At 63.0% G+C, this 12,319-nt stretch carries 7 protein-coding genes; 3 read left to right on the forward strand and 4 right to left on the reverse strand.

Annotated elements, in window-relative coordinates:
* Nucleotide 1: 1 nt before the first annotated feature.
* The 3 genes from Y88_RS03405 to Y88_RS03415 form a co-directional block, all read right to left on the reverse strand.
* On the reverse strand, nt 2-2,803 hold the full coding sequence (locus tag Y88_RS03405) for a TonB-dependent receptor (RefSeq protein ID WP_008066311.1): 2,802 nt from the start codon (nt 2,801-2,803) through the stop codon (nt 2-4).
* An 86-nt stretch (nt 2,804-2,889) separates the two neighbouring features.
* Entirely contained in the window at nt 2,890-3,861 is a 972-nt protein-coding gene (locus Y88_RS03410) for a FecR family protein (RefSeq protein ID WP_008066312.1), read from the reverse strand.
* Nucleotides 3,824-4,432: an RNA polymerase sigma factor gene (locus Y88_RS03415; RefSeq protein ID WP_008066324.1), complete on the reverse strand. Its 609-nt coding sequence runs from the start codon at nt 4,430-4,432 to the stop codon at nt 3,824-3,826. Before Y88_RS03415 ends, Y88_RS03410 begins: the two co-directional genes overlap by 38 nt.
* Before the next feature lie 217 nt (nt 4,433-4,649).
* Here Y88_RS03415 and Y88_RS03420 point away from each other — a divergent pair, with 217 nt between their 5' ends.
* From Y88_RS03420 to Y88_RS03430, 3 genes are all read left to right on the forward strand, one after another.
* Nucleotides 4,650-6,725, forward strand: coding sequence for a hydantoinase/oxoprolinase family protein (locus tag Y88_RS03420; protein ID WP_008066325.1), 2,076 nt, complete (start codon nt 4,650-4,652; stop codon nt 6,723-6,725).
* Nucleotides 6,726-6,737: 12 nt separating this feature from the next.
* A complete protein-coding gene (locus tag Y88_RS03425) occupies nt 6,738-8,504 on the forward strand; it encodes a hydantoinase B/oxoprolinase family protein (protein ID WP_008066326.1) in 1,767 nt (588 codons plus the stop codon).
* Nucleotides 8,505-8,609: 105 nt separating this feature from the next.
* Nucleotides 8,610-11,033 carry a TonB-dependent receptor gene (locus tag Y88_RS03430; RefSeq protein ID WP_232280897.1) on the forward strand — a complete coding sequence of 808 codons (2,424 nt, stop codon included), beginning with the start codon at nt 8,610-8,612 and terminating at the stop codon, nt 11,031-11,033.
* Nucleotides 11,034-11,175: 142 nt separating this feature from the next.
* On the opposite strand, the gene Y88_RS03435 is transcribed toward Y88_RS03430, so the two are convergent.
* Nucleotides 11,176-12,159, reverse strand: coding sequence for a helix-turn-helix domain-containing protein (locus Y88_RS03435; RefSeq protein ID WP_008066332.1), 984 nt, complete (start codon nt 12,157-12,159; stop codon nt 11,176-11,178).
* Nucleotides 12,160-12,319 lie beyond the last annotated feature (160 nt).

Here is a 12,319-nt window from a genome sequence, read left to right on the forward strand (position 1 = left end):
TTCAGAAATGGACCTGCACGCCGCCGCGCAGCGACGGGCCATAGCGTTCGCGTTCGATCAGATAGGACGTCCCGGCGCCGAGATAGCGGCGCCACGGCGCATCGGTGAGGTTGACCGCGTCGCCGAACACCGTGATGGCGGGGCGGATCTGATAGCTGGCGTGGAAATCGAGCTGGCCGTTGGCGTCGGTATACTGGTCGAGTGTCGCGCTGGCGCCGAGCGTGTCGAGATAGGCCGAGCGGTACGAGAACGCGAGGCGGGCGGTGAAGCCGTATTTTTCATAGAAGATCTGTGCGGTTGCCACGTTCTTCGACTGATAGGCGAGCGGCACGGCGCTGGCCCGGATTTCGCTTGCTCCGGCATGGCCCCAGGTGTGGCTGAAATTCCCCGAGAAGCCGAACCCGGACAGTGCGCCGGGAAGATTCTGGAACTGGTGCTGGATGTTGAATTCGACGCCGGTGATGCTTTCGCTCGATGCGTTGATCGGCTGGGTCACGCTGGCATTGGTATAGGCGACCGCAGCATAGGTGCCGTCGACGCCGGTGCGGGTGTAGGAATAGATCGGGTTGTCGATATCCTTGTGGAAAATTCCGGCAGAAACGATGCTGCCCGGCATCGGATAGAATTCCACCGCCGCATCGAGATTGACCGCGCGATAGGGTTTGAGGTCCGGGTTGCCGAGCGTGATCGCCGGGATCGACGGCGTGCTGGTATCGACGATCACATAAGGGGCAAGTTGCGGATAGTTGGGCCGACCGATCGAGGTCGTTACGGCGCCACGCACCTGCAGCTTGCGGGATGCTTCGAACTTGACGTTTAGTCCGGGGAAGACGTCGATATAGCCGACCGAGCCGAAGCTGTTGAAACCCTGGGCCAGAGTGGAGGACGCGGTGACCAGCTTGGCCTTGGTGCTGTCGTGCGTGGCTTCGACGCGCACACCGGGAATGACGGTGAGATTGCCGAATTTCAGCCGGGCCATGACATAGCCCGCCGCGATCGTTTCGCGCACGTCATAGTCGCTCGACAGCGAGTCCGAGATCGTGCTCGAGGTGTTGACCGTCGCATAGGTCGCCATGTTCGCAGTGAGATAGTCCCGCGCCGCGAAGTAGTTGATCCGCGTGCCGAAATCGAACTCGTTGCCGTAAAAACCGGTGTTGCCGGTATAGCCGACGTTGGAGAGATACCAGGCGGTCTTGGTCGCGTTCCAGGTGGTCTTGTTGTGGTCGTCCGCCTTGTGCCGGTCGAGCAGCTTGGCTCCCAGCTTCACTTCGGAATCGCTGCCGAGCGGGATCGGGTGGCTGTAGTCGATCTTGCCCTGCCAGATTTCCTCGTAGGCATAGCGTTGTTCGAAATTGTACTTCGAAAAATAGAATTTCGACGGATCGGCGAACAGGCCGGAAAAGCTGCCCGATGGGGTCAGCGTATAGGGATTGGTGGAAGGATCGTAGTTGAGCGAGGTCACGCTGCTTTTGGCGGTGGTGAACGTGAATTCGCTGCGGATCGGGTCCTTCTTCACCGCGCGGGTATAGCCGCCCGCCATTTCGAGATGGCCCCCGGCAATGTCGGAGAAATCACCGCCCAGGGTTGCGCCGATGGTGTGGTCGTTTTCCTCGCGACGGCGGACCAGGATGGTCGCGGTGGCCTTGGAGGGCGCGCCGGTGGTGCTGTCATAGCCGGTGACGGCGAGACGGTTCTGGTCGCGCGTCTCGTGATCCTCGAATTCGGAATAGGACGTGCGCAGATAGATTTTGACCTTGTCGCTCGGGTGCCAGTCGAAATTGCCGACAATGCCGAGACGCGTGCGGGTGAGGTTGTAGTCGCGCAGGCCATTGCCGTCCGGAACGCCGGTCGCGGCATAGGTGGCTGCGCTCGACCCCTGATAGTTCTCGCTTTCGATCGGGCGCCGGGAATAGTTGACGCTGACGACGGCGCCGAACTGCCGCTCCGCACCGAAACGGCCGCCGAGCGTCCCGTCGATTTCATAGGGCACCTTGTTGTTGAGCAATATGGCTCCGGCCGAAGCGCGTGCGTCGAAGAAGAAGGGCTTCTTGCTGTCGAACGCAGTCTTGGTGCGGATGGCGACTTCACCGGCGATGGCGTTGGCGTCCTGGCTGGCGAGCAGCGATTTCGAGACCGTGACCGACTGGATCATCGCGCTGGGCAAGTCGTCGAGCTTGACCTGGCGCCCGTCCGGTTCGGGAGCGGGCTGGGTCATGCCGTTCAAGGTGACGTTGGCAAGGGCCGGGTCGATGCCGCGGATCACCGCATAGCGTCCTTCGCCCTGGTCGTTTGCGGCGGTCAGGCCCGGCAGGCGCTTGATCGCCTCGGCAACGTTCTGGTCGGGCAATTTGCCGACATCGTTGGCATGGAGCGTTTCGACGACATTCTCGGCCTCGCGCTTTTCCGCGACGGCCTCGCGCTGGGCTTCGAGGACGCCGGTCACGATGATGGCCGGAGCCTCGTCTGCCGGGATGGCTGCGGCCTCATCGGCGTTTGGGACGATCACATAGGCGTCTTCGCCCGACTTGCGCGCGGAAAGCCCGGTTCCGGCGAGCATGTGGGCAAGGGCCTCGTCGACCGACATGGCTCCGGCGATCGCGTGCGTGCGGCGCCCCTGTGCGACGCGGCCTGCGACAACGATCTGTACATGGCTCTGGCGACCGAACTGGCGCACGGCGGCCGCGACATCCTGTGCCGGAACATTGAAGCCGGTCGTCTGCGCGGCGGTGGCAAGGCCCGGAGCCCCGAGCATCGTGGTGGCAAGCGCGGTGCCGGCAAGCGTGCGGCGAAAAAATGAAGTCATGGATCCCCTCGACGGATGGCAGGCCCGATCCGGCCCTCTCATCCATTCGACGGGTGTGCTCCACCTTTCCTTAGGCGGGGCGAGAATTATTTTTCGCCGATCACGATATCGTTGCCTTCAACGCGGACGGGGGCGGCGATGCTGAGGGCTGCGGCACGGGCAAACTCTTGCGGGTCGTCGAGGCGGAACGCGCCATAGAGCTTTTCGTCGGCAAGCGCGGGACGGGCGAGGCGGATCTGCACACGGTTGCGGCGGTTCATGTCGGCGATGGCCGCGCCGAGAGTGTCGCCGTCGAGTTCGAGCTGCCCATTGCTCCACGCCAGAGTGCGTTCGACGGTATCGGTGGGAAGGGCCTGTACCATCGGCGCCGATCCGCGGGCAAATGTCAGTTTCTGACCGGCAGTCAGGCGCGCATTGCCGGTCGGGGTGGCGACGTCGACGATGCCTTCGCCGACCACGACCGTGACCTTGCCCTCATCCTCGTCCACTTCGAACACGGTGCCGACATCGGTGATGGTGACATCGTCGACTGTCACCCGGAACGGGCGCTGCACGTCGTGAGCGACGCGGAACAAGGCTCGTCCGGTCTCGAGCTCCACGGTGCGTTTGTCGCGGTCGAGATCGACTTTGAGCTTGCTGTGCGCGTCGATGGTGAGGGCGGTGCCGTCGGCAAGGGCGACGTGGCGCAATTCGCCGGGGTCCGTCGCATAAGTCCGCGCGTCAGAGAGCAGCAGGAACGCTGCGACCACCGATGCCGCCAAGCCAGCCAGCCCGCCGATGAGCGCGCGCCGGTGGCGCGGGTGGTGACGGGCGGAGGGCACGACCGGCGCTTCGGCAGGGGCCATGCACTCGGGGGTGGGTTCTGCGGTATTGAGCAGGTGCAGCATGGCTTGCGCGCGCAGCAATGCCCCGCTGTGCGCGGGGGCTGCATCGAGCCAGTTGTCGAGGTCTTGCTGGAGATCGGCGGGCAGTTGCGAAGATGCGGCGTCGATCCGCGCGGCCCATTCGGCCGCTTCGGCTTCAACCGTAGTGCCGTATTTTCTCGCGTCCTGCGCCAAGGTCGTTCCTGTCTTCGTCGTCGGGGGACGCCATATGCGTTCCCATGTCCGCATCGGCAGATCGCATGGCGGCCATCAACAGGCGCAAGGCTTTCTGCACGTCATTTTCCACTACGCTTTCGCTCACCCCGAGCGTGCGTGCAATCTCTCGCTGTGACAGGCCTTCCACCCGTTTCATCGTGAAGATCCGGCGGCAGCGTTCCGGCAGATCCTCGATCAGGCGTTCGACCATCCGCAAATGCATCCGGGCGGCCACGGCCTGTTCGGGACCGGTCGCATCGGGATCGACGAAGATCTGCGCACTTTCCGTAAGGTCTTCGAAACGGATGATTGCCGCGCGCCGCAAATGGTCGCGCCACAGGTTCTTGACCGTCTGCATGAAATAGGCGCCGGGCCGCTCGATGTGGTCGGTGCCTGAAAGTGCGGCAAAGCGACAATAGGCGTCCTGCACGATGTCGTCGATGTCGCCGCCCATGACGCCCAGCCGGCGCAGAGCCGAACGCACCGCCGGTTCGTGGGGCACGATGCGGGTGGCGACCCAGCGAATGATTTCAGGTTTGGCGACGGGCATGACCGGGGGAGCTCCTGCGGCTCTGCGCTATGACCCGATTGCGTAACCTTGGTGACACTGGACGGGTGTCGGCATCCTTTTCGTGCGGGCGGGTCCGTCCTGTCACTTGTGCGGCTCCGTCCAAGCGGGACGCGCGGCAAGCGTGTTCAATGCCCTTCGCGTGGTGACAGCCACAGGCAGAAACGATGGCGCCCGATGCGCCAGAGGGGCAGGCAGCGTGACATACAAGATTTCAGTCGATACCGGCGGAACCTTCACCGATGTGATCGTCAGCGACGCGAGCGGCGTCATGACCATCGGCAAGGCACTCACCACTCATCGCCGCATTTTCGAAGGGGTGCACAGCGCGATCGAGGCGGCGGCTTCCGAACTCGACGTTCCGGTCGGCGATTTGCTCGCACAGACGTCGCTGTTCATCTACGGCACCACCCGTTCGACCAATGCGATCGTCACCAAGAACGTCGCGCGGACGGCTTTCGTCAGCACCGAGGGATTTCCCGACATTCTGCTGTTGAAGGAAGGGGGCAAGTTCAATCCCCATGACTTTACCCAGGACTATCCGGCTCCCTTCATTCCCCGTCGCCACACGTTCGAATTGCCGGGGCGCATTTCGGCCGAAGGCGAGGAACTGACCGCTTTCGACGAGGCCGCCGCCCGGGAGCTTGCCGCCGAAATCGTTGCTCGCGGGTTCGAGGCGGTCGCCGTCTGTCTCCTGTGGTCGGTCGCCAATCCGGCCCACGAATTGCGGTTCGGCGAAATCCTGCGCTCGGTTGCGCCGGACATCCCCTTTACCCTTTCGCATCAGCTGATCCCGGTGGTCCGCGAATATCGCCGCGCTTCGGCAACCGCGATCGACGCCTCACTCAAGCCGCTGATGCAGCAGCATCTGCGCGAACTGGAAGAAGACCTGCGCGCGGCGGGCCTTGTCGGCGAAATCCTCGTCAGCACGGCGGCTGGCGGGTGCAGTCATATCGATGCGCTGGTCAGCCGCCCGATCTACACGATCGGATCGGGTCCGGCGATGGCGCCGATTGCCGGACGGGCCTTTGCCCGGATGGAGGATCTCGGCGACAACGTCATCATCTGCGACACCGGGGGCACGACGTTCGACGTCGGGCTGGTGCGCGACGGACGCATCACCTTCAGCCGCGATACCTGGCTCGGGCCTGCCTATACCGGCGACCTTCTCGGCATTTCGGCCGTCGACATGCGCTCGATCGGCGCGGGCGGCGGTTCGATCGCATGGATCGATGAAGGCGGGCTGATGCGGGTCGGACCGCAATCGGCGGGATCGGAACCGGGGCCTGCCTGTTACGGGCGCGGCGGCACCTTGCCGACCGTTTCGGATGCCGCGGTCGTGCTCGGCTATTTCGACCCGGATTACTTCCTCGGCGGGCGGATGAAGCTCGACGTGGCAGCCGCGCGTGCCGCAGTCGGATCGGTTGCGGGAGCCGTGGGGCTCAGCATCGAGGAAACCGCGTTCCGGATCATGAGTCTTGCCAGCGACCTCATGGTGCGGGCGATCGCCGACGTCACGATCAGCGAAGGGCTCAACCCGCGCGAAAGCACGATCGTTGCAGGCGGTGGTGCGGCCGGGGTCAACATCATGACCATCGCGGCGGAACTGGGGTGCGAACGGGTGATCCTGCCCAAGGTCGCCTCGGCTCTGTCGGCCTCAGGCATGCAGCATGCGGACATTGTCGCGGAGGAAACCGCGAGCCTCGTCATGCAGACCGACCGGCTCGACATTGTCGAAGTCAACCGCGTGCTGGGCACCTTGCGTGAGAAGCTCGAAGGGTTCGCAGCGAGCTTGCCCGACCGCGACATGAGCGGGGCCAGGATCGAATACATCGCCGAAGCCCGCTATCTGGGACAGGTCTGGGAACTCGACACGCCGCTGCCGCAAGTGCCGCTGCCGATCGAAGGCGGGGCCGAGCTGCTCGCCGAGACGTTCCATCAGGTTCACGAGCGCGTCTTTGCCGTTCGTGACGAAGGCAGCCCGGTCGAGATCGTCAACTGGAAAGCGCGCCTGACGGTGCCGTTGGCCAAGCCCGTCGATGTCGCCGCCAAGGCCGATGAAGTGACGTTGCCGCCGCCCGCGCTGACGCGTCAGTGCTTCTTCGGCGGAACCGAGCCGGTCACGACGGGCATCTACAAGCCAGCCGACCTTGCGCCGGGGCGCACGATCGTCGGCCCCGCGATCATCGAAGAGCCAACCACCACGCTCGTCGTCTATCCCGGCACCAGCGTGATGGTGAGCGGCGCGGGCAATTTCCTTCTCAAGGTTCGCTGAGGAGCCACGGCCATGACCGATTTCGACCCTTACATGACCGCGATCATCGCCAATCGCATCGACGGTATCGTGCGTGAGATGACGCATACCTTGCTGCGGGCGGCCCGTTCGGCGGTCATCAACAGCGCACGCGATTTCAGCTGTTCGATCTGTACCGCCGACAACCAGTTGCTTGCAGCCGCAGAAGGTCTGCCGATCCATATCTTCGGCAGCCACCTCCAGACGCAGGCGATGACCGACTACCACGGCGGGGACATTCTCGAAGGCGACTGCTACCTCCACAACGACCCCTACACCGGCAACACCCACCCGGCGGACCATACCTTTCTGGTGCCGGTCTTCTTCGAGGGCGAACACCTCTTCACCACGGTCGCCAAGGCGCACCAGGCCGACATCGGCAATTCCAAGCCGACCACCTACATGGCCGACGCCGTCGACATCTATGAGGAAGGGGCGCTGATCTTTCCGGCGGTCCGGGTGCAGCGCGACTACAAGACTGATGAAGACGTGTTGCGCATGTGCAAGAGCCGCATTCGCGTGCCCTCGCAATGGCACGGCGATTTCCTCGCCGGGATCGGCAGCGCCCGCATCGGCGAGCGGCGGTTGAAGGAGCTTTGCGAAAAGTACGGCAAGGACACGATCAAGACCTTCATTGCGGCATGGTTCGACTATTCCGAACGTCGCATGGTTCAGGCGATCCGCAAGCTGCCCGCTGCCGTGCTCACCCATTCGGGCGCGCACGATCCCTTTGGGGATCTCCTGCCCGACGGCATTCCGCTCAACATTACGACGCGGATCGATCCGGAAGCCGCGCGGGTGACGCTCGACCTCACCGACAATGTCGACAACGTCGATTGCGGTTTCAACGAAAGCGAGGCGACCGCGACATCGGCCTCGGTTGCCGGGGTATTCAATTCGATCGACCCGACGGTGCCGCGCAATTCCGGCTCGTTCCGCCGGATCGACGTTATCCTGCGCGACGGATCTGTGGCGGGGCGTCCGCGCTTTCCCCACAGTTGCTCGGTTGCGACGACCAATGTGGCGGACCGCCTCATCAATATCGTGCAGTCGGCCTTTGCCCAGATCGGCGACGGGTTCGGGCTTGCCGAGGGCGGCGTGGGCATGGGCGCGGGGTTTGCAGTCGTGTCGGGCAAGGACGCGCGCACCGACGGCGCGCCTTACGTCAACCAGATGATCATCACCAGCGCGGGCGGGCCGGGCAGTCCCTCGGCCGATGGCTGGCCCACATACGCGCTGCCGGTGATCGCTGCGCTGATGTACCGGGATTCGATTGAGATTGACGAGTTGAAGCACCCGATCCTGTTCCGGTCGTTGCGCATGCAGACCGGGACCGCTGGGGCAGGGCGCTTCCGCGGGGCTCCGGCGCTCGAAGTCGCCTATGGGCCGCGCTTCGATCCGATGGAAGTCCACTGGCCTTGCGACGGGACCTATTTCCCGGCGCGCGGGGTGCGTGGGGGCAATGACGGCATCTGCGCCCGTCACTTCCTGGTCGGGGTCGATGGCGAGCGGGAGGAACTGCCCAACATTGTCGCACGCAAGCTGATGCCGGGCGAATATGTCGAAGGCAACCATGCCTCGGGCGCGGGATATGGCCATCCGTTCGAACGCGAACCGTCACGCGTGCTGCGCGACGTGCTCGAGGGATACGAGGACGAGGTCCGCGCGCGCGACGTCTATGGCGTCGTCTTTACCGGCACGCTCGCGGCCGAGGATCTTGCCGTCGATGCCGAGGCCACCGCTCGCCTGCGCGCGGGCTGATCCCTGTCTCCATTCTTTTCCAGCAAGGCATTCGCGCAATCGCGCAATTTTCAGCAGAGATCATAACAGGGGGGTATTCGAGCCATGAAAATGAAACTGGCCCTGATGACAGGGGTAATGCTGTCCTGCCTGTGGGGCAATGTCGCCCACGCAGGCACGGGCGACGATGCCGCGGGGGCGGCACCGGCAACGCCTGCGGCCGCTCCGGCGCCGCAGGATGCGGGGGGGCCATTGCAGGACATCGTCGTCACTGCACAGCGTCGGTCGCAGAAGTTGCAGGATGTCGGCATTGCGATCACCGCGTTCAACGGTGCGCAGATGCACCAGCTTGGCTTTACCAGCAGTACCGATCTCGCCAAGATGGCACCCAATGTCGCGATCTCGACCAGCTTCGGCGGGCAGACGTCGCAGTTCACCATGCGCGGCGTGACCCAGAGTGACTATAACGACCACGTCGAATCCGTGATCGCGGTCTATGTCGACGATACCTACATCGCCATGCAGCAGGGCCAGATGTTCGGCCTGTTCGACGTCGACCATGTCGAAATCCTCAAAGGGCCGCAGGGTACTTTGTTTGGGCGGAATGCTACCGGCGGCGTCGTCAATTACCTGACCAAGCGGCCGACCGATCGCTTCGACGGCTATCTTGATGCGACCTATGGTTCGTACAACAACGTCCGGCTCGAAGGCGGCGTGGGCGGTGCGCTGGTCGAGGGCGTACGCGGTCGCCTTTCGGGCTTTTACGAACGGTATGACGGCTACATCAAGAACACCTATCCCGAGCAGACTTATGTTCCGGCAGCCTATCAGGCGGGCCTTGGCAAGAATTCGCTGCCCGGTGCGGGATCCGACCTCGGCGGGGTCAAGGGCAATTGGGCGTTGCGCGGGCAGATCGAGGCCGATCTCGGACCCAAGACCCAGCTCTGGATCTCGGCGACTTACAACACTTCGGTCGCTTCGACGGGGCCTTACCAGAACAAGGCGACCGTTGCCGTACTCGACAGTGCAGGCAACATCATCAACGCCATCGATGCTGCGCCCAATCAGACCTGTCAGGGGATCCAGAACGGTCAGTGCGTTCACATGGCCTATTCGCCTTATGCCGGGACGACGCGTCCGGTCGCGGGCGGGGATTTCTATGGTTATCGCGATCCGGATGGCAATGGCCCACTGACTGCGAGCGATTATACCTTCGGCAATGCCAATACTTTCACCAACTGGGGCTTCAGCGCCAAGCTGACGTCGGACCTGGGTTTTGCCACGCTGACCTCGATCAGCGATTTCAAGCACTTCGACAAGGATTTCAGCCTCGATCTCGAAGCAGGACCGGAAAACCAGTTCGTCTGGCACAACGTCGCCAACGAAAAGACCTTCTCCCAGGAACTGCGCCTCAACGGCAAGTCGGGCGGTCTCACCTGGGTGACGGGCGGGTATTTCCTCTATGTTCTCAATCACAGTGCCTCGGGTCTCGGGGCGCTTCCTGAAAGCACCTATTCGTTCCCGGCGTTCGACCAGCCGCGCGTGGTGAAGCTCGACACCAAGTCCTATTCGGCCTTCGCCCAGGTCGAATATGCAGTGAAGAGCAATCTGTCGCTGATCGGCGGTGTGCGTGTGTCGCGCGAAGTGAAGGACTATGATTTCCAGGTGCTGCTGGTCACGCCCACGACCGGGCTCGACCCCTATCACTGGAACTATTCGCCCACGATCAGTTTCCCAGGTTTTTCGCAGGATCTCTATCAGGGACACCTGGCCAATACCCTGTGGTCGTGGAAGGGCCAGATCGACTGGCATCCGGCGGAAAAGGTGCTCATTTATGCCGGTGTGACTCAGGGGGCCAAGTCGGGCAGCTTCAACGCGGGCGGGCCGCCGCTTGCCGTGAGCGCGATCCCCTACAAGCCCGAACGCCTGATCTCGTATGAAGCGGGGATCAAGTCGACCTGGTTCGACCGTCGCCTGCGTTTCAACGCGGCCGGGTTCTACTACGACTACAAGAACTACCAGGCCGCCCAGTGGCTTGGTGCCTCGACGCTGATCATCAATGCCGATGCCTATATCTATGGCGGCGAAGCGGAACTGGCGGCGACCCCGGTCAACAATCTCGATATGTCGGTGAACCTGGGGTACCAGACGAACAAGGTGAAGAACGTGCCGGTCGGCGGGCAATTGCTTGACCGCCAGGTGACTTTTGCCCCGCACTGGACGCTTTCGGGCCTGTTGCGTTACTCGGTGCCCAAGCCGGTTGCGGGCGGCAAGATGGCGTTCCAGATCGACGGTAGCTATCAGTCGTCATCGTTCCAGAATCTCAACAATTTCAGTGCCAACAAGATGCCCGGCTGGGGCATCATGAACCTGAAGCTCGACTGGACCGCGCCCGACCCGCGCTGGCAGGTTTCGGTCTTTGCCCGCAACGTGCTCAATTCGTGGTATCAGACCGGCGGCTTCGACCTTTCGGCGATCTGCGGCTGTAACGAAGTGGCCGTGGGTAAGCCGCGCTGGATCGGCGGGCAGGTGCGCTACTCGTTCCGCTGATCGGATTTCCCTCGTTTCCACCCTTGACCCGGGAAAGGCTCACCGCCTTTCCCGGGCTTTTTCATGCCTAGGGATTGCGGCAGTAACGTCCGTCACCCCGGATCAAGTCCGGGGTGACGAAATCCTTCGCAAGTCCGCTGCGTCAGGCCCGGCCCAGGCGCGCGAAATCGGACGGGGACATGCCCAGTTCCTTCTTGAACGCGCGGCAGAAATACGAGGAATCGGCAAAGCCCGCGTCATAGGCGATCTGCGTGATCGAAAGGCCACCTTGTCCCGGACGCGTCAACAGGCGCTGGGCTTCGGCAAGGCGCCTTTCGCGCAGCACGGTTGCGAGCGATTGATCGACTTCGGCAAAGATCTTTTGCAGATACCGTTCGGAAACGCGCATCTGCTGGGCGATGTCGGAAATGCGCAAGTCGGCCGAGCGGAACTGACGCTCGAGCAAAGTCAGCGCCTTGCGCCGATGCGCGGCGTGGACTGCGCTGCCCGACGCCTCTTCCTGTCCACCGGTCAGGGACAGCGCGAGCAGCTCTATGAGATGCTGGATCAGCGTTCCGGCCGATGAGCTGTCCATCAACGGCGCATGGCGGCAGAAGGAATGGACGAAATCGACGAAGAGGCGCGATGTCGCATCCTCGGCCGATGTCGGCGCATTGATATAATCGCCTACCATGGGAAAGCGTGCGGCCAGCATGGGGGCAGGGATTTTCAGCGTGACCACTGAACTGTGTCCGCGCTGTTCATAGATATATTCGTCGGCCGCCGCGACCATGCCGAAAGCCCCGGGGGCGACGAACCGCGTGTTGCGCCCCTGGGTCAGCCACAGGGGAGTCGAACCGGGAATTTGTATGACAAAGGAATTGTCCCCGTCGTCGCGCACGTGGGCGGGACGGCGATGAACGCGGGTCGCATCGGATTCGAGCTTGCCGATCCGCAGCGAGCCAACGTTGAAGACATCGAAGCGACCCTCGGTGAAATCGGGCACGGTGCTGACGTCGAAATTGTAATAACCGCGTTGCAGCGCTTGCGACCAATAGCCCTGGCGAGAGGCAAGGGGGCGGTCGCTCACGTCGACAGAAAAGCCTCCGTGTCCGGGAACATCGCCAAGCGATTGAAAACCGTTCATGTTTCACGTCCCTGCCCATGCACCGGCAAGGCTGCGTCGGTCACAGATGCTGTGTCGCCCCTCGCGACGTCTGTTCCCTTTGGTCGAATGGCGACCGCAACTTGCTCGCCCTCGTTGTCATGCGGAAGTCACCGACCCGGTGCATTATTATTGGTCGAGA

The sequence above is a fragment of the Novosphingobium nitrogenifigens DSM 19370 genome (genome assembly GCF_000192575.1).
In the GTDB taxonomy this organism is placed as follows: domain Bacteria; phylum Pseudomonadota; class Alphaproteobacteria; order Sphingomonadales; family Sphingomonadaceae; genus Novosphingobium; species Novosphingobium nitrogenifigens.